The sequence below is a fragment of the Asaia spathodeae NBRC 105894 genome (genome assembly GCF_025994195.1).
Lineage (GTDB): Bacteria > Pseudomonadota > Alphaproteobacteria > Acetobacterales > Acetobacteraceae > Asaia > Asaia siamensis.
Genome location: NZ_BAPY01000016.1, coordinates 1 through 18,643, shown reverse-complemented (window position 1 = coordinate 18,643; position 18,643 = coordinate 1). Strand labels below are relative to the sequence as shown.

Annotated in this window: 19 protein-coding genes; 3 read left to right on the top strand and 16 right to left on the bottom strand. The window is 53.0% G+C overall.

The annotated features are described in order from the left end of the window. Nucleotides 1–29 precede the first annotated feature (29 nt). Nucleotides 30–209, top strand: a complete 180-nt coding sequence (locus AA105894_RS08435; RefSeq protein ID WP_267311332.1) for a hypothetical protein — start codon at nt 30–32, stop codon at nt 207–209. Next, nucleotides 199–3,291: a zincin-like metallopeptidase domain-containing protein gene (locus AA105894_RS08430; RefSeq protein ID WP_267311331.1), complete on the top strand. Its 3,093-nt coding sequence runs from the start codon at nt 199–201 to the stop codon at nt 3,289–3,291. Before AA105894_RS08435 ends, AA105894_RS08430 begins: the two co-directional genes overlap by 11 nt. Before the next feature lie 29 nt (nt 3,292–3,320). Here the strand turns inward: AA105894_RS08430 and AA105894_RS15950 are convergent, their stop codons facing one another. From AA105894_RS15950 to AA105894_RS08385, 10 genes are all read right to left on the bottom strand, one after another. Beyond that, nucleotides 3,321–3,872, bottom strand: a complete 552-nt coding sequence (locus AA105894_RS15950; protein ID WP_373316752.1) for a lytic transglycosylase domain-containing protein — start codon at nt 3,870–3,872, stop codon at nt 3,321–3,323. 122 nt (nt 3,873–3,994) lie between these two features. Beyond that, a complete protein-coding gene (pilV, locus tag AA105894_RS08425; RefSeq protein WP_267311330.1) occupies nt 3,995–5,617 on the bottom strand; it encodes a shufflon system plasmid conjugative transfer pilus tip adhesin PilV in 1,623 nt (540 codons plus the stop codon). Nucleotides 5,618–5,660: 43 nt separating this feature from the next. Next, a complete protein-coding gene (locus AA105894_RS08420) occupies nt 5,661–6,122 on the bottom strand; it encodes a type IV pilus biogenesis protein PilM (protein WP_267311329.1) in 462 nt (153 codons plus the stop codon). Nucleotides 6,123–6,137: 15 nt separating this feature from the next. Continuing rightward, nucleotides 6,138–6,620: a type 4 pilus major pilin gene (locus AA105894_RS08415; RefSeq protein ID WP_267311328.1), complete on the bottom strand. Its 483-nt coding sequence runs from the start codon at nt 6,618–6,620 to the stop codon at nt 6,138–6,140. A 94-nt stretch (nt 6,621–6,714) separates the two neighbouring features. After that, complete coding sequence (locus AA105894_RS08410; protein WP_267311327.1) at nt 6,715–7,839, bottom strand: type II secretion system F family protein; 1,125 nt, start codon at nt 7,837–7,839, stop codon at nt 6,715–6,717. After that, entirely contained in the window at nt 7,836–9,506 is a 1,671-nt protein-coding gene (locus AA105894_RS08405; protein ID WP_267311326.1) for a GspE/PulE family protein, read from the bottom strand. The genes AA105894_RS08410 and AA105894_RS08405 overlap by 4 nt, the downstream gene beginning before the upstream one ends. Further along, nucleotides 9,496–10,662 (bottom strand): type 4b pilus protein PilO2, encoded by a 1,167-nt coding sequence (pilO2, locus tag AA105894_RS08400; protein ID WP_267311325.1) that lies wholly within the window; start codon nt 10,660–10,662, stop codon nt 9,496–9,498. Before pilO2 ends, AA105894_RS08405 begins: the two co-directional genes overlap by 11 nt. Further along, nucleotides 10,659–11,357: a type IV pilus biogenesis protein PilP gene (pilP, locus tag AA105894_RS08395; protein ID WP_267311324.1), complete on the bottom strand. Its 699-nt coding sequence runs from the start codon at nt 11,355–11,357 to the stop codon at nt 10,659–10,661. The genes pilO2 and pilP overlap by 4 nt, the downstream gene beginning before the upstream one ends. Next, complete coding sequence (locus AA105894_RS08390) at nt 11,357–13,033, bottom strand: pilus assembly protein PilN (RefSeq protein ID WP_267311323.1); 1,677 nt, start codon at nt 13,031–13,033, stop codon at nt 11,357–11,359. Before AA105894_RS08390 ends, pilP begins: the two co-directional genes overlap by 1 nt. Further along, the gene (locus AA105894_RS08385) at nt 13,030–13,689 is read right to left on the bottom strand and encodes a toxin co-regulated pilus biosynthesis Q family protein (RefSeq protein ID WP_267311322.1); all 660 of its coding nucleotides are present in this window, start codon (nt 13,687–13,689) and stop codon (nt 13,030–13,032) included. Before AA105894_RS08385 ends, AA105894_RS08390 begins: the two co-directional genes overlap by 4 nt. A gap of 619 nt (nt 13,690–14,308) precedes the next feature. Between AA105894_RS08385 and AA105894_RS08380 the strand changes: the two genes are divergently transcribed. After that, nucleotides 14,309–14,866 carry a metal-dependent hydrolase gene (locus AA105894_RS08380; RefSeq protein WP_267311321.1) on the top strand — a complete coding sequence of 186 codons (558 nt, stop codon included), beginning with the start codon at nt 14,309–14,311 and terminating at the stop codon, nt 14,864–14,866. A 338-nt stretch (nt 14,867–15,204) separates the two neighbouring features. Here AA105894_RS08380 and traF read toward each other — a convergent pair whose 3' ends face one another. The 6 genes from traF to AA105894_RS08350 all read right to left on the bottom strand — a co-directional run bounded on the left by traF (nt 15,205) and on the right by AA105894_RS08350 (nt 18,367). Next, complete coding sequence (traF, locus tag AA105894_RS08375) at nt 15,205–15,807, bottom strand: conjugative transfer signal peptidase TraF (RefSeq protein ID WP_267311320.1); 603 nt, start codon at nt 15,805–15,807, stop codon at nt 15,205–15,207. A gap of 75 nt (nt 15,808–15,882) precedes the next feature. Then, nucleotides 15,883–16,452, bottom strand: coding sequence for a recombinase family protein (locus AA105894_RS08370; RefSeq protein WP_267311319.1), 570 nt, complete (start codon nt 16,450–16,452; stop codon nt 15,883–15,885). 15 nt (nt 16,453–16,467) lie between these two features. Then, a complete protein-coding gene (locus AA105894_RS08365; RefSeq protein ID WP_267311318.1) occupies nt 16,468–17,058 on the bottom strand; it encodes a hypothetical protein in 591 nt (196 codons plus the stop codon). 201 nt (nt 17,059–17,259) lie between these two features. Further along, nucleotides 17,260–17,547 carry a hypothetical protein gene (locus AA105894_RS08360; RefSeq protein WP_267311317.1) on the bottom strand — a complete coding sequence of 96 codons (288 nt, stop codon included), beginning with the start codon at nt 17,545–17,547 and terminating at the stop codon, nt 17,260–17,262. A gap of 52 nt (nt 17,548–17,599) precedes the next feature. Continuing rightward, a complete protein-coding gene (locus AA105894_RS08355) occupies nt 17,600–17,794 on the bottom strand; it encodes a hypothetical protein (RefSeq protein WP_267311316.1) in 195 nt (64 codons plus the stop codon). A 3-nt stretch (nt 17,795–17,797) separates the two neighbouring features. Then, nucleotides 17,798–18,367, bottom strand: coding sequence for a hypothetical protein (locus AA105894_RS08350; RefSeq protein ID WP_267311315.1), 570 nt, complete (start codon nt 18,365–18,367; stop codon nt 17,798–17,800). Nucleotides 18,368–18,643: the final 276 nt, after the last annotated feature.

Here is an 18,643-nt window from a genome sequence, read left to right as displayed (position 1 = left end):
AAATAGCACGTCCAAAAAGGGAGGCTAATATGGTTATGATGCCGCGCATTACTCAGAACATCGATGATATCTCGATACCGGGCGCAGTCGCTCAGGTCAGCCATGCGGAAGCAATTCAGCAAGGCGCATTTACAGAAGACGCCCTATCACTCGAAGAGGTTCAGGTAGCGAACATCGATCTCGTGGGAGAGATCGACAATGAAGAATGATGCAGACTATGCGCAGAAGATTGCGGACGCGATCATAACGCAGCTCAAGAAAGGCACCGCACCGTGGCAAAAGCCGTGGGATGGCCGAGGCTTTTTACCATACAACCCGATATCTGGCGTGACCTACAAGGGCAGCAACACCCTCTATTTGCTCGCTCAGCAGGAAAACAAGGGTTACAGCGACAATCGCTGGATGACTTACGATCAAGCGTCCGGCGTTGATGCCCAGGTCCGAAAGGGAGAGAAGGGTACACAGCTTCGGTACTGGCAGTGGACGCAAGAGAGGAAGGTTCTCGACGCTCAAGGACGACCTGTGAAGGATGCGGAAGGAAAGGAAGTACGCCAAGTTGTGAAGCTGGATTATCCGTTGGTACGAGCTTTTACGGTATTCAACGCCAGTCAGATTGAAGGGCTGCCTGCATCTTTGACACGGGCGGTAAATAACGAGTGGGAATTACACGAAAGAGCTGAAGGAATCCTTTCCAATTCCGGCGCTGTTATAAAGCACAAACTTGGAAATGCGGCGTATTATAGCCCCAAGCTGGATGCAATCGTTCTGCCGGAAAAGAGCCAGTTTGCAGAGCAAGATTTATATTATGGCGTGGCATTGCACGAGTTAGGGCACTGGACGGGCCATGAAGACCGGCTCGCTCGTGATTTGAGCAATCCGTTTGGGTCGCCGGGATATGCGCGAGAAGAGCTGAGAGCGGAGATCGCAAGCCTTATTTTGGCGGATGAGCTGGGGATACGGTACGATCCAGAGCAGAACGTTGCTTATATCGGCAGTTGGATCAAGGCGCTCGAAGAAGACCCGACAGAGATTTTACGCGCATCCGCCGAAGCACAGAAAATCGGAGCATACATTATGCAGTTCGATCCTTTGCGCCAAAAGCAGCAGCAGCAGCAGAGCGCCGACACCGCCCAGGCATTTCAGGACAGGATGGCGGAGGGCAGGAGCTGCGTTTTCGATGAGGATGCGTATGACGACGCTCTGAAGCTCATGACCGACCGGATACTGGGGAGGGATGCAGGTTGGACGGCCTCACAGATTGAATCGGAAGCAAAAATGCTTGGGTCGATCTGGACTGCCGAAGAAATCACGCCTGCCGCTGCCAGTGTCATGCTTTCCAATGCACAGAAAGTCGGAAATTGGACCGAGGCTCTTGGGACCGAGTTCGGCTTCGATCAGGCGGCGCTTGACGCCGCAGCATTGTTGCGGGGTGGCGATTACCAGCAGGGCACAATTCTTGCCGATAAGGGGCAGGCGGAGGCCGAATTTGCCTCGGTGATCTATGACGCGCTGAAATCAACGACCAGCAGCGAAAGACCGGCTTGGTTTGTCCCTCAAAGCGAACGTGCGAACCCGATCGCACGGAATGCCATGCAGGGAGAGAAACCTTGGTCTCACCTGATTGACACGCTCGCAATCGATGCGCTGAGCAGAAACCCAGTAACCCCGGAGCCATCTATTGACGTGGCCGATATGGGGGTGGCCGATAAAGACACTCCTATCGTGGTGCCTTTCGAGGAAAAGGATCATGCCAAGGCGCGGGGAGCCAAGTGGCACAAGGCCGAGAAGACTTGGTATGTGCCCGAAGGTTCGGCGCTCGGTCCCTTTGCCCGGTGGCTCCCGGCTCAGGCCGAGGACGTGGTGCAAAGCCCTGCGCAAACGTCCGACGAGCGCGTTTATCTTTCGGTGCCATGGGAGGATCGTAACGCGGCCAAGGCTCAGGGCGCCAAATGGGATAAGGACGCCAAATCATGGTATGTCCCGACCGGAACTGATGAGGCTCCTTTCGCGCAATGGATGCGCGGGCAGGCAGGCGAAAGCTCGATAGCTCCTGTTGACGAGTTTGCTGAAGCCTTGAGGGTAGCAGGATTTAGGCTCGACGCGGCGCCGAAGATGGATGGCGCATTGCATCGGGTGCCGGTCGAGGGTGATACGGGAAGGGAGCGCAGCGGTGCCTATCGAGCTTATACGGATGGCCGTCCGGCTGGGTGGTTCGAGAACCATAAGACCGGCGAGAAGCAGAATTGGAAGGCATCGGCCAAGTCATCTATAACCGAGGCGGAGCGCCGCGAACTTATCGCCAATGCTGCACGTAGCAGAGAAATCCGCGAACAGGCTGAAGCACAAAAGCATCAACAGGCAGCAGGGATAGCAACGGCCTTGTTATCCGTTGCCACTCCGGCATCGGCAGACCATCCCTATCTCGTATCCAAAGGGGTTAAGCCTCATGGCTTGCTACAGGCGACAGCGGCAACCGTAGCGGTCGCAGACAGTCACCTTGGCGAGAAAAACCACAGCATTAGGGATGGCGACCTTTTGCTACCTATGCAGCGCCGGGATGGCGATGTGAGATCGTTGCAAGTCATCAAGGCAGACGGCTGGAAAGGCTTTCTGCCAGGAGGCCAGGTTGTCGGTCTTTACGCCATGATTGGAGACCCACAGGCGAGCAAACAAGGGCGTCCTCAATGGATTGCTGAGGGATATGCTACCGCCGCCTCAGTGCATGACGCCACGACCGATCCTGTAGCGGTTGCGTTCAATGCCTCTAATCTCGTTGCTGTCGCAAAGGAGCTGCGTGAGCAGAGTCCTGATGCGTCTCTCTATATTGCGGGTGACGACGATAGGCATTTGCCTTTGAAAACCCCCCCGCGTCCCAATGTCGGGCAGCAGAAAGCGGAGGAAGCAGCGAAGCAATCAAATGGACTTGCAATCCTGCCAGCCTTTGGCCCAGCCCAAGAAGGGATTGATTGGAACGATGTAGCTCAAAGAGAGGGATTGCAGGGTCTGGTGCGCGAGCTGGATGCGAGCGTGGCCCGTGCAGAGGTCCGTGCTGCGCGGGAACGGCAGGATCATGGGATTGGGTTGGCGTCAACAATGTCCATGACTGAGAATCAAAGCGCAGAGGTCCAAGACGCGATTACAGCGTTTCGAGATATGAAGGGTATATCATCTCACGTCTCGCGTGACTCGATCAACGCGGCCAGCCAAGAGGCCGCGCAACAGAGCGTCCAAGCGCAATCTGTAAGGGAATCGGGAAGTAGTCAGAAGATGGGAAGAAGGATATCGAGATAAAAAGAAAACCCCGCCTAGAGCGGGGTTTTTTATTGGGATATCCTTTGTAGATTTGTCCAGACTTTGTTTTGGTAAGCTATGTTCTTAGACGGTGTGTGTGAATTGTAGTTTCCTATCCTACGCCACATATCATTTGTATCTGTGTTGTCGGCATTTGCTAGTTCTCGACCTAGAATCCACGCTCCAACACTGACATTCAGACAGCCATCATTCATAAGACGCTCTCTGGTGATGCCTTGAGACGATAGTACGGGAAGCCAGCGCGTATTGATCTGGGCAACGCCCAGGTCTTCAGAACCATTTTGATTGCGGTGAGCTAACCCGTTCTTTCCTCCCTCCGTCATAAGGACTGCCCGAAAAATGCCCTCCGGTATCCGGTTGAGGCGTGCGGCATTGGCAACACACGCGGATAGCTCGCCGCTTAGCTGGGTAAGTGGGTTTTGGGGCAGGTAAGGGCTGTGGGGTGAGTGCCTTACGCCTGTTGAGCTGCCTGATATTATCCACGCCGCTGCGATGATATTCCAGCAGGCGTTATTGCGAATTGCCTGAGCCTCAAAGCCAGCACGTTCTAAAATGGGCATCCAACCTTCTTGGATGCCCATGGGGCCGACACCGCCTTGGTGGCGAGAGGATACCAGCTCCAACGTGGCTCGCGGTACGTGATAGGCTGCTTCGGCAATATGCACACAGGGCGGAAGCACGATCACCACCTTGCCGCAATGTAGCATTGTCCATTCTGGCCGGGGAAACCTGAGAGCGTCACGTAATACCATTTTCCCGCTGGGATGATAACGCTACCCGACTGCGTGCTGTTATAGCCTCCGCCAACATAAGCGCCGCTGTCCCAGAGGACGACATTATCCATTATAATCTGTATGCGCAGATCATTGCTACGCGACGGACAAACGACATTGACCGCAGCAGCCGTCCCAGCATTGTTGGTGAAAGGGCCACTCATTTGATTGAATCCTAGCCACCCGGAAACCCAGGAGCCAGTATTGAACGATGCCGTCAATGCAGACCAGACCCCGTTGATGCAGGCTAACGGCACCCCGCTTCCATCAAATTTTCCTGCAACAAGGCCGTTGGGACCACAACCATAACCGGGATTGGCGTCAGTGCGGTCGAATAATACGCCCTTGTGTGTTTCTAGCTGTCCGAGGTCCATGTCACCGGCTGCAAGCCCATAGCGGTTTTGGATGTAGATACGTCCATTTGCTGGCCTCAGCGCGATGTTCCAGGCGTCGCCCAATATGGCAGCATCTCCAATATACAGGTTCTCTCCCGCTGGAAGACTAACTCGGTTAGCCCAGACGTAGTTAACATAAGCATCTTGCGCTGCGATATTGGCAGGTGATCCGTCCTGATGCTGCATATAAGCAGTACCGGGTGTGCGCAGAGCTATATTGCTGCCGTCTGCATAAACGGAACCAGTTGGTCCAATATTAACGTTATTTCCTGCGTTTACCTGAACCGAAGCGGCGGATAGCTGATTTCCGACATAGGCGTTACGGTTAAACCACCCGTCACCAGACGAATTCAGACCTGCGACCGGGTTTTGATTTGCGGGGCCTGCCGCGATAGTACCCAAGGCTGTCACGTCGAAGGTCGAGAGGCCACCGCCCCAACCGGGAGGCTTGGTGTTAGGGTCCACTCCCATAGTGCCAATCGCGCCCGCAAACCGACCGCTACCAGCATTGTTGATATCATTGCGGCCCATGTTAAGGGGGGTCGCCATAGTGTTATATTCTGGATGATTTGGCACTGCATGGCGGTAGAGATAATCGTTGCTAACGAGAGAACCGCCATTGATCGTGACGAGACCGTATAAATGTCCCGGTCCCGGATTTGGAAGCCCTCCTAGCCACAAGTTCCAAGCGCCTCCTGCGCCTTGGGCCGAGCCGCTATTGAGATTGCCCCGGATTCCGTCATACGGGACAAACCCGCCATAATGCCCCGCCATAGCTGCAATGTTGACTTCGGATGCCGCAGAATACGCGGTGCCTCCGGTCGAATATACGAGGCAGCGTATCACGCCGGTCTGAGGTTGCTGAAACACAACATGCCACTGTTGGCGGAACGTATTCAATGCGGAGAAGCCTACAGGCAGCGCAGAAGCATTGATCAACGTCTGAAGATCGTATTCGCGATAAGAACCGACACCAATAGCTGATTCGAGGTCGCTGCTATTTTCTTGCGCGTACTTATTCGCGCCTTGAAGTAGGTCTTGGAATGTCTGAGCAGTCAGGGCCATTGCGCGTTGATCGAGGTTGTCACTAACCGAGCGCGCATAGCGGATCGAGAGTGTCGCAGCGGCAACAGACATGAGTACCGCCCCCAAAAGGTTAGATGATGCCATCTTGCTGTCCTCAGTGTCTTTCGAGGGCGACGAAGGAAACTGCGTCACCGTCAGGCACGCCAAGCGGAGTACCGCCCATTTGGCCGTAAATAGGGGAAACCCACTGGCCATTTCGGGACCAGCCGATTGTTGCGTTCCCGCCAGATTGCACAATGGCTGCGGCCATTTGTCCGCTGGACAAAGCCGCATAGACAGCAATCGTCACAGTGCTGCCGTTTTGCACAACTTGATTACCGGCACCGGGAAGCGGCGTGCCGCCAGAGCCCGAAATCGTGGGGATCGCGACACCGCTAGAATTGCCATTGGCTTCGACCGCTTGCACGACTTCAGCTTGGTAGGTCAGGAATGCAGTTCCGTACATATTGTCGAACTGAGAAGTGTCCGATAATATTTTTGGAGGCCGAGTCTGAATTTCCGTTGTCATTGCTTCGTACAGAAAAAGAAGCGCCAAGCTGAAAAGCACAACGTACACGATATATTCGCCTTGTTATTTGTTGTAAGCGAATACAATCGTATTGTCGTCGCTCGTATGACATGCCGATGCAATGCCGCTGGTATTGGCCGTGGAATATTGTTGTCCGTTGACGGTCACGGCAGTTTTCTGGCTGCGTGCGTAAGCGGCGCAAGACCTTGCAGCTACATTGACTGCGGTGCCGAAAAACTGATCGGTAGCCCCGCTATAGGTTATATAGCTACCAGTCCACGGCAGGGGGATCGTGGTCGCGCCGGTTGCAACAAAATCACTGCCACCGGCCTTGATCGCTGTTGCAGTAGTAAGGTCTGAAAAATCGGTTGCTCCCGATCCTTCATAGAATTGGCGGATATCTGCCGCGATGACCGAAGTTTGATGCGTGGCGCTATTCAGGCGGTCGCTTGCCGACCACATGCCGTATCCGAACGCGATTGCAACGATTGCCAGAACGGAAATAATGCCGGTAATGATCCAGCCTAGTGTTTGACTACTGCCCATTTTGTCCTCTTTTGTTTTGGTTCCATCCCGAAAATCACAGAAACAAGAAATCTATTCCGAGATTTTCGGGATAGAACCAAAATGTTATTAGTGATTAGTGCGACACAGATGCCGCAATCGAGTTTCCGAGATTGGACGAGCTGACGACGAAAAGAAGAATCATACCGTCAACAGCCGCTTGCGCGACGAACCCGACAATCCTTGCCTGCCCGGTGATGTACGCCTCGAATTTCTCGGACCATGCCGCCAGTCCTTCTCGCAGGCGGTCTGATCCTTCAGGAGAGGCCCATACAGCTCGAATCTCGCTGATCATTTCCGGGGATGGGAAATTGTAGCCAGTCGCCACGAGAGCTTCGGGGAGCAGGCTTCCCTTTGCCTTTTTGCCCGTCATGATCGGGAGAAGCGCGTTAATCCGGCTGTGGAGCCAAGGCGAAGCACAGTCGGCCTGTCGCCTCAGTGCTTCGGTTTCGCTCATATTGGCGTCAACCAGCGCCATGAAGCTGATGATCCATCCATAACCAGTGAGATCGCGGTAGATCGCCCAAGGGGGCAGCGCTTCAAGTAGCAGTCTGTACCGCCCTATATATCGGGGCAAGCTATAGGCAACGCCAAATATCGCAATGATGACCAAGACGGGAATAATGGCGCCCCAGCCTGAAACGGCAAATGACGCAGCATTGAAAGTGAATGCTGTTACGCCGTCTATTTCTGTGTCGGGCGGAAGGGATGACTTAATCTTTGGAACTATTTGCGATCCCAGATAATATAGGTAGCAATACCCCATGAGTATGTTTGCGCAAGGAACCGCAAAAGCGGTTCTTACGCTGCTGATGATTTTCTCTCTCTTTCCGGCCACTTCTCTCACGAGATCGAGCGAAAGTTTCATATTCCCTGATTGCTCACCAGAGGCGAGAGTCATGATCTCGTTTGATGGCGCATAAGGTGACATTGCTTCGCTGAAGGTGCGTCCCTCGCGGCGCATGGCGTCAAGAATGGACCGTCCCACTCGCGCCGATCCTCTTTTTCTCGTGCGTTCCCATTCGCTTACCTGCATGTCGAGAATGTCGGGAATTGTGCGAGTGCCGTATAAACGCGCCGCAATCATTGCGTACATCTCTTTGCGCCTCGACCATCTCATATGGAAGACGTCAGGTACGCTCAGTGACCACAGGGAATTGCGATTTTCCGCCGAACGTTCTGAAATCAGTTCGATGCTCATTCCTCGAAATCCCCTCTCATTACGTGATCCGGCGAGACCGGCAATATGCCGATCTTCTGCCGGATATCTCGGGGATCGAACTGCCCGTCGAAAGCGCCTTGGAGGCCGCTAACAATCATTGGACGATCAGAATTTTCACGTTGCCGATATCTCGTCTTGGCGCGATCAACGCCCAACTCTAGGAAGTCGCGATTTAGGGCGCTATCCACCGTGACCACTTCGGCCACGGCTTTCTGCCCGATACGCCCTTGACGACAATGCGCACAGCCAGGGCCTATCTGGCGCAAGTCTCTTACATCGCCCCAATTCGCCAAAGACGCCTTATCAACTTCGTCTATGCGCGGATCATCTCGGGTCCATGGAACCGAGCAATGAGGACAGAGAACAGGTATCAGACGTTGAGCTATTACGCCGCGAATAATATTCTTCTCAACAATAGACTTATAAGAAAACTCTTGAGAGTCAAAAGATTCAAAACGATCCATATAAGCAAATGGATGGTTGACGTGCATAGTCGAGTTGACGAAGTGACCACTTAACGCACATTGCATCGCAATGCGCGCCACCTTGAGCTTTTGTATTTCCTGAACGACGATATCGTCTGGATCGGAACGGAGAACGCAAGCCATAATTCGGTCAAACGTCTCATCCGTGGCCGAAAGCTGGACGCCCCAAAACATCGGGATTTCGACAGGTTGCTCAATGGTGATAAGTCGGCGCCCAGGATCGATCTGCTTCTTGAGCTTGCAGCTTTCGTACTGAGTCGTTGTCTTGCCGCTCCCTGTCGGCCCGGTATTGAGGACCATTCCGTGAGGGGCAGTTATGATCTGATGTATTTTGCTGATCTGATCTTTGGTAAACCCCATCTTTTCGAACATGACAGGCTCGGTCGGTATCCGAGGGGCTTTGACCATGACGTGTGCCGGTAATGCGGCAGTACGCGTCACGTTTTTATCCAGATGCAAGCGCAGCGACATATAGTGCCCCCCCGATTGAACCGGGTGGCAAGGACCACGCACAACGCGGATATTCAGTACCCCTGTGCCATCAAGTACGCCCCCCTCAACTTTGGCGTCCTGAAACTCAGAGAAATTGAACTGCCCTTGAGTGCGATCTGTCGCGATTCCTTGCATCGTGGATATCGCCAAGCTGTCTGCTTCCGCCGTTGTCAATTCCCAGGTATCGACAATTGATCCGTCAAGCCTGAATTGTATCGTGGCCGATTCCGCGACCCTGTGAAGATGTAGATCCGAACTATTGAATGCCGCCGCTTCTTGGATGTGGGTCATCATGCGGTCAAAGGATGCGGTGCCCCGCAACAACGGCGCGATGCTGTTGATAGTCGCTGTAAGGCTATCGCGCCTCCTGTTCGCCACTTCGGTTAGCGCGGTTGGGACAGGCTTGAGTATGATAGGCGGTGATGCGACCTCAAGAAGATTGGCGATCCACTCGCGAAATGCTGGGCGTGATAGAGCATCGGCAGGCCCATAGACTTCCAGCTTGTCCCAATCCACATGGATTTCGTTGACGAGAGAAGGCGGAATGGTGCGGACCGGGAGATCAACAGGGGTTTTGCTGCGTGATGAGGCAGAGAGTGCTTGCGCGATGATCTGCGGGAATTTGAGTGTGGAAGGCTTGAGCCTGCCCAACGCTACCTTATTGAGCATGTAGGTCTCCTACGATCCTGAAACTGTTCTCACTGGCTTCGACGGAGCGAAAGCGAAGCGCGTGAACTCTTGACCAAGGGACATGATTAGGCGCGACCGGAAGGGTCATTTCGAACGGGCGCCAGTCCATTTCTGCCGCCATGGCTGGGGTTGTTATGGAGGGCTGGCCCGGTGTCGGTAGCGGTGTCGCCTTGATGGACAAAGTACCCTTGTAAAACTGGGCGATACCGAGAAGGGTCTGAGCATCGTCTGCGAATGTCGTATGTGCCTGTCCACCGCGCCCCTTGAGCGGAGGAATAGGAATCGTCACGTCAGTTTCATCGCCATTTTGCGTTACGCGGCCATCAGGCCGGGACCAGACCGTTGCGTAATCTGAGCGCGCAAAGCGGATCATGGCATGTCCGTTGGTGCAAACCCATCCGTTTTCGGACCATCCCATTTGATAGGGGCGCACTTTACCCACGGCTGCATAGCATGACGCCAACCAGTCGCTAGGTAGCGGCGTGTTGGGTAAAGCATCCGCTCGCGCTCTCTCTATTTCCGCCGCATTAGCTGCCGCCATACGAACACGTTCCTGCTGAGCAGATGCGAGAAGGTGAGATCGCCAGACGAGCCCTGTGATGGACGCGCCAAGGATGACCGCCGCCGCGCCTAAAAACTGAGCGCGGCGGCGATGTGGCGTGATTGCCCTGCACTGCACTGAGATAGATGCAGACGACCGCAAAAGATCGGCAAGACCCGCTTCGGACAAATTGACGGTTTGGAATGTCTCGTCCAGACTAAAACTGGATCGAAGCGAGGCGAGATCATCTGGCGAAATTATGAGATCACTGCCAGGACGAATACTTCCATCCTGATCCACTATCAGAAACCATATCGTTGTATCATCCAACACGCAGGAAATACACGCCGCGCTATTAAATGACGCAGCTACGGTTGGCGCAAGAAATCTGACCTCTGACTTTGCACTTGACCCTGCAATATTGAAAAAACCGTACTCATAAATGCCATTGCGCACATAGCTTGCTACATGAGTGGCCTTATGCAGCGTGCGACCACGCCTGATGAGAGAAGCGTTTTCGGTGGCGCCAAAGCTATGTCGCCATGTGAGTCCAGCTCGCCAAGAGATGCCATCAATTTTAAGAATGCTCGTCATCGCATGTTGCCCCAACGAGAGGTCGGCAGGCTGCTCGGAAGTGTTGGAGACGTGTCCGCGTTCAGGTCGTCGCCGGTCGCCAAGGGCAATGTCAAATCCCCCGATGCTGATGACACAACGACGCTATCACTGAGAATCTTGCGGACTACGAGGCCACCAGAAAGTTTGGTGCCAACTGTTGCAACTGTTGAAGACCCGTCTGGTAAGCGCAGATAAGCATGATTGACGCCAGATCGCCCGCCGATTGCTTCGACCTGTGGCAAGATCGGGGTGGCCTCGGGCTTCTGGGTGTTTGCCGGCATCGGCTGGGTCATTGGCGGGGTAGCCGGCATCGGCATCATCGGAGCTGGCGCCACGCCAGGAGGCATCATTGCACCCGGCATCATCAACGTCCCTGGCTGTGCCTCGCGAGCCAAGTTCGATGTATGGTCAGGTTGCTGCGCCTTTTTTATTTCTTGGCGTGCCCGTTCAATGTCGCTCGCCTTGCGCATGATATCGGATAACTGCGACATGATCTTGTAACAAGTCAGGTTCCGGTCAAATCGGGCCGCAAGGGGATCGCCTCCGGGCGTATCAGGGATGCCGGAACACTCGGCAGGCAAAGTTTGGGCACAGGCAGATGACGCATACATAGCCGGAGACGCGAGCGTAAGAGTTGCGATCAAGCGCGGAAATGCAGGGATTGAGAATTGCATCACAACGTCCTTGCCGTCACAGTAAGAAAGATCATTTGCTTTTGGGTCTGTGCGTCTCCCGCTCCACCAAGAAGGAAATTATCAGCCACACCCACGCCGTTTTTCGTTTTTTGACCTTGATTTGCCATATATCCAGAAATAACGAGCGTATTGCCCGACTCTAGACCGGCTTCGCTGTCAAATACCGCGCTTGCAGTTTGCGGCTGTTGCACGTAGCCCCCGTTTTGGTTGACATCTTTCAGACCCAAAAGGGTCGCAAGATGGAGAGAGACATGCAGCAGGATACGGTTATCGACCACGCGAGGGGTAATATCGCCCGTAATACCGGCTGAAGTGGTGCATTGCTGTATGCTGCTTGACGATCCTGCATTGGTCGCAAGTACGGTATTCGTCCCGCAGACATACGTGGTGTTGGTTGTGACGTTGAAAGGAGCGGGATGATTATTCAGAGTTACCGCTGTTCTCTGGCTTCTATCAGTTACTACGCCAATCTGAGCAAGAGATTGCATCACGAAACTCGTGCCCTTGAACTGTCCCGCTGTGCCCCCTGCCGTATCAAGGATCGAGCCGCCAAGATTAAGAGGGGAGCTTGACCCTTGCGGCTGAAGCAATGAGAGAGGCGTCGTCTGAAATCCCCAGGCTTTCGCAGCGGTTTCGAATCCTACCTTTGGTTGCCATCCAAGGTTTTGCTCATGCGTGAGTTTCACCTGATAGATTGTCAGGACAAGAGAAACCTGTTTCATCATGTCCGCTTGGATACTGCGCACCCATTCGTCTAGCCGGTCTAGCTGCCGTGGCGTGCCCGTTGCGGAGAGCCGTCCAAGGGATGAGTCTGCAACGATCTGCGCGCCCCCGCTGATCATTTCCGCTGTCGCCTGAATGTTCTTCCATGCGTCATAGCTTGCGCTGGTGGAGAAAGACATGCTGCCCGACGCAGCTCCTGCGCTGCCACCGTTTGAGCTAGATCCGCTCATCCCGCCCATGCCCATGCCCATGCCCATGCCACCAGAACCAGCCGATTGCCCTGGGCCGGTCATTGCGGTGATACCGGAAGATGTTTCAGCAGGCTTTCCGCCAAATGCCGGGATTACGAAAGTCCGGGTTTCAGTCCGATAAAAGCGGATTCCACCAGCCTCATATTTTTGATAGACGCCGAATCTAGTCGCCAAGGCAGCAAAAAGTCCTGCCTTATCACCCTGATATGAAAACCATGGCCCAATGCCTTTCTGTCTTCCTGCCGCATTTGCTGTGGGGCTTGGCTGTGCAAAGCTCGACACGGTAGGCGGAGGCGGCAAAGATGTGCCATTAAATTGTACCGGATTGCGCTGACCGAAACCCTGCGAGCTTGATGCAAGCGTGGTGCTATCCAAGTCATCATCGAGAGAGACTGGAATACCACTTTCCGCGCTTGCCATCAGAGCAGCATCACGCAGCCCGATAGGGCGGGCAGAAAACATATTTACAGGCGCCCTAAGTAGTGCAGGCACTTCTGCTTGAGGTGGCAACAAGTCTCCTAAGAGCCAAGGACGACTGATATGCTCAGCAACAGGAGCGTCAGGAAGTTTGGCTTCGTTGATAGCTTGCTCGTTCTCTTTTTGCATTTTGGTAACATCTTGAAAGTCTCCGCAAGCAGACAGAGAAACGAGGCCGGTGATTACAAGAGGAAGACGTTTCATTGTGGGAGTTGGTCTCCGGCCGGATTGGTGACAACGGCGGTGCGATTGGGGTCATGAAAACGGACGCGGATCGAACGGCCATTTTCTGCGATATCGGTGATCACGGAAGTTAGGGCTGCGACATAATCACCGCTGAAAGAGGCAGAGGCCGGAACAATCCAGTCTAGGCGCTGTGGCCAAACCAATATCCATCCGCCGCGTGCAGCCCATGCTTGCATCTGACTGCGAATTGGCTGACCGCCAACCAGAAGCCAGGTCTCGGCAGGTTTAACGGGAGTCACGGGCACTACGACCGGCGCCGAGGCTACCAAAGGCGTGACGGGGATGGTCGAAGAAGCTGTGGGGGCTACGGAAGGGACCGGAGAGAGAGAGAGAGGCGCAGCAGCTCGTAATGCCGCTGTCGGCGCTCGTGTTGTCTCGGCACTCGGTTGAGGCACCTGTGCTGCGAGGGGGTGCAGAACAAGCGGGCCGGACACCGCAGGAAGGGGCTCGGACTTGATCTGACCTTGCGGCGCGATCTTGCTGAGCAGTTCCCCGTGGGGAGCTTTAAGCGTCAGAAGTTCGCCGGGATAAGTCGTGCATTGACTGACAAGCTGTAACCCGCCAAAGCCATCATGGCCATAATCGCATACCATTGATGCGTCATCGACAGTCACCCTGAGCGTTATAGTCTTGGCGATTGACGTAAACGAATATCCAAGCGTATGCGCCCCAGCAGACCCCGTTTCTGTGGGGGCTATGCCAAACCCTCGCAGGCGCAGATTATCGCGCAACTGCGCTTGAACGCGATCACCGTCCTGACCTGATACCGGCAGAAGATAAAACGATGTTTTATCCGGGGAGAATGTCGATCCCAACGCATCGACAATCGCATTAGTTAGGGTCGCCGCATCAGGCTCATTCGTAATACCAACATACGAACTGTTACGAGAATGAGTTGAAACGCAACCGCATAGAAGCGTTGCAAAGCCCATATATAGGGCCGGTGCGAACGCACCCTTTCGGTTGATCATTTTCATCAATCTATTGGCTTCTCAGTTGTGATGATCTCGAAAAAAAGGCGCCGAACCTGCGTTTCGTGGTTTGTTTTCCTGCATTTCGCAGGGGAGACAAAATTTGGGAACGCATAAAATTACCTCGGCTTTTTTCAAAATATGAGGATGCGAGCTACCCATATTGTGGCTGGCCGTTGGCGTCATCCTCATAGAGTGTTATCGCATATAGTAATGCTCAAGGAAACGCTTTTTACGACTTTTGTTACGGAGATCGAAGAAAATGATGGGGCGATCACACATCATCATTGGTGTGGGAGTGTGCGGCGTGCTGATGGCCGGGGGGATCATTGCACCTGGGCGATGGGAGATCATCGGCGCGGTTGCAGGAAGTCTGGCCCCGGATATCGACACGCCATATTCAATTATTGGCCGATTTCTGCCGTTCTTGGCGCATCCAATCCACAGCATTGCAGGGCATAGAACTGCGTCTCACTCAGCTATCGGCGTTATGGTGGCTATAGCTGTCAGCGCCGGTCTGGAAACGTGGCAAGCCTATTTAGGACTGGCCTTTCTCGCCGGTTATATGGCCCACATCGGCGCCGATCTGATGACTAAAGAAGGATGCGCGATGCTCTATCCCTTAAGTCGGAGGCGGTACACAGTTTGGCCGAGTGTGCAAACAGGTGGAAAAGGTGAGAGCTTAGTTGTTCTCATCATTGCCGCAATGCTGGGGGGGATGATCTACTTCCTGCATCCAGACGTGTTCGCTCCCGCTGCATGGCGCGCCGCTTTGTTGAGTCATCTGACATTTCCGGGCATAGTCAGTCCACCTGCCTAAAGGAAATATCTATTGGCCGGGGCTCAATTCGTTGTCCCAGGTCGGCAAGGCGCTTACCGCCCAGAGCAGACAAAACCGATACGCAGAAGATCGCCATAATCATTTGCTCGCCGGACACCACGATTCCTTTGAGGAAATGCCCCGTAAAAGCACACGACAAGAAGGTCAGCATTGAGCCGAAGGATAGAGCGCAAAACAGGCAGCTTATAACTACGAAAGAAATACCTCGACCTATCGCACCCAAAACAACAGCAGTCCACCGAACCAAGATGAAATAACCCCTCAGTCCAATGAGAAATTGTTCGATTATCCAAATACTATTTGGCTCTTTCCTCATGTCAAAATCCTCTTGGCTTCCATTTGGTTGTTAAAACCGGACGTATTTCCGCAACAATGTTGACAGTTGGGATCACGCCAAAATAGCGGGAGTCGAATGATCGAGGCGAATAGTCAGAGATAAGGAACACTTCACCGGCATTGATGCGGCGATCACCAGTGAAGGCCGGGATAAGAGGTCTGCCCAATGAGTCCGCACGAGACGGGATCGTCTTCGGCAGAAGGTGCCCGTTTACGGCAACGCCAAGGTTACTGATGTTGACGTAATCACCGGGCAGGGCTGCGATAGATTTGACAATCGGGGCAAGGTTTCCCTGGCAGCGTCCCCCCATCAAATATCCCCGTGATCTTGCTTCTTCAATTCGGGATGACAGGGGCAGACAGGCAGAGACGAGCTTACCTTTGACAAGACCAGAAATCGCGGCCTGCCTCCAGAGACCAAGAGGCTCCGAAGGGGTCACGTTGAAACGATAGCCTTGCACTTGCAATAGCCATCCTGATCCACAGACAGACAACCCCAGACTCATAGCGATCAAGGCTCTTTTGGATTGTGCCGACATTGCGCGCTCCGATAAATGCCGCGATGTTATGATATCGAGCAACATATGAAACGTCCATCATTAAGTGCATTCTATCATGCTTTTTGCAGCATTCTTCTATGTGCATTAAATAATGCTATTTTAGGTGCTGGCGTTAGTGCTGCGCGCCATGAGGCGTTGAATCGTCATTGGCGACACCTCAAAGCGGCGTGCCGCTTCAGCTTGTGTGAGTTGACCATTGGTGATCGATTTCACGATCATATCTGACTGCCCTGCGCTTATTTTACGCGGACGACCTAATTTGGCGTTTCTCAAACGTGCTTGCTCTAATCCAGCTCGCGTGCGTTCGCGGATTAGTCCAAGTTCGTATTCAGCGACCGCGCCCAGGACATGCAGAATCAGCTTACCATGTGGGCCTGTCGTATTGATTCCCGGCTCTGTGAGGGAAACAATGGAAGCCTCTTTTTCGGCAATTTGATTGATCATGCTTATCACGCCCACTAGAGAGCGTGCGAGCCTATCCATTTTCCATACGACCACTTCGTCACCTGGACGAAGATGATCAAGAAGCGCCGAAAAGCCGGGGCGGATCGCCCTTGCCCCCGAGATCGTATCGCTGAAAATCCTTCCACAGCCTGCGGATTCTAATGCAGCAACTTGAAGGGCGTGGGTTTGTTCCGAGCGTGAGACACGGACATAGCCTATCTTCACTGTTGGCGCCTCATTTCAGCAAGACCTTGGCTTACGGTGCATCGTAACAACATCATCAGGATTTGCCGTGGGAGCCGCCGCAACAACCTGCTTCCAGTAGTCATCGGCAGAGCTGATAATTCCCTGTCGCTGCGCCAACTCCAAGAAAGCGCGGGTTGTCACCACATCAATGTCAGCATGTACGCCGTAATCACCAACCATGCGCGGCACACGCCCATTTTCATAGACGACCAGAACCGCTTGGTCCGTATGATCTACCTTGTCGCGCAGCCACTCTACGATTGCCAACTCGCCTGCCCCACGCCAACGAAACGTTGGATCGGCCTGTCTGGACGCCAAGAATGCGCGTCCAACATCGGTCTTCTCGATCAAGACCGGGGCGTTCGAGCCTAACGAGGCTCCCCTGTCGAGCCAGTTTTGTATCTCTGCGGCTCCGGGTTTCTTTAGGTTGGCGGTTGCTTCAATCGCCACCATGTCAGTCACTACCACGCGGCTACCGACCTCATGGAGCAAATGCAAGGCGTTGGCTTGTGCCAAGTGTATGAGCGGCCCGGTATCGGGCACTATCACGTCAGGCTTTTCGATTTGAGCTGGCGCAAGCGACATAATTTCGTCCTCTAGCTTAATGCCATCTTTGCGACAGTTGAGAAATCGTCGCCTTCAGCATGACATACCAATATATCATTGCCTTCCAGCGTATAGCTCCAATTATCGCCAAGTGCATTATCCATGTATCTCTTGACTTGATCGATCTTACCTTGCTGGTTGCTCACCCGGAAGCAATTGCAAAACGTTTTTCCTTTATATTTAGTCATTGGATTTCATGGCGTTGTCGCCCTCCTTCTCAAGATCATGAATGCGTTCCTCCATTTCTCTAAGTCTGCGGTCTTGTTCCTTCCCGTATTTCTCTAGCGTTGTCAGTCGTTCCGACGCATCCGAAAATGACTCATCAATGCGTCGCAATATTTCCCCGGTCAGTGTTAGACCACGACTTAATGCCTGTGCTTCAAGTCGCTGTCGTAAGGGTGTGGTCAGGCGAAGCTTAAATAAGGAGCTGGGAACGTTACCACCCGCCGTATGCTGGCTGTCAGACATTTCTACTGCTCCACTAGCTTATATGGTGTTTTGGCTATTTGATTGATCATGCTTATCTCGGTAATTCGGCTATTGCAGGATCACCGGATTTGCGTTCCAGATATTCGCGGAAGGATGCTGCGGCATTTGGCTCCATGGCGTCGAGGGTTTTTTCAAGAAGGTCTGGTTTCAGAGCCGCCAACTCATGTGCTTTGTCGATCCAGAATTCGCCAGGCTTCTTTTTGTCGGCTGATTGCGCATCATTCATTTTCTATAGCTCTCTGAGCTTTTTATTCATCCAAAGGACATAGCCTATCAAGAAGACAATCACTAATGGCGTAATACAATATGTCATTCCAACAAAGATATCAGAAAGTAATCTTGGAGTTCTAGGAGTGGTGTCAAAAAAGAATAGGGGCGCACATATCCCGAAATGCTTTAGCACCTCTCCACAGATGGCGGAAGTAATAGAAAAGAATATCACCATGCTTATAGGAAATACCATTAGACCTAATAGGTTTAGGTACTGAATATACAAATAGTTATAGGGTTTTGGTATAAATCCAGAGACTTTATAAAAGATGCATGTGATGGAATTATAGAATGGATAGTTTTTTACTTCTGTATATCGACTTTTTGCATCTTCTATCGCAAGGAATGATGCTATAGAAAGCATAGTTAATACAATCGGCGCTAACGGAAGCAAAATAGCCAGTATAGTTTTTTCTGAATAGGAGAAAACCAATGGGCTTAATATAAAAGAAATACCAGCAGATATTAAAAAACGCTTGCTTAGCCTTTTAAGGTGCATGGCTTGCTTTTCGCTTGGCGGCTCGGACATGATGCAGCTCCATTCAGTGGCCCACTCTTTAGCTCGGACCCATGAGATTAATATAGTCGCGGAACCATCAAAAACGGTGGTTTATGATAGGGTCTTGCGCCCGCCAGATTATCTAGGTATTGATGTATCATAAACCACCTTCAAAATCACCTTTTTATGAAGGTGTATTATGAAGTTTTTTATTGAGATCGTCCTTCAGTGCCGCATCTAGCTTCGCTGTGTCCGGCTGAGCTGTGTCCGGCTGAGCTGTGTCCGGCTGCGCTGTGTCCGGCTGAG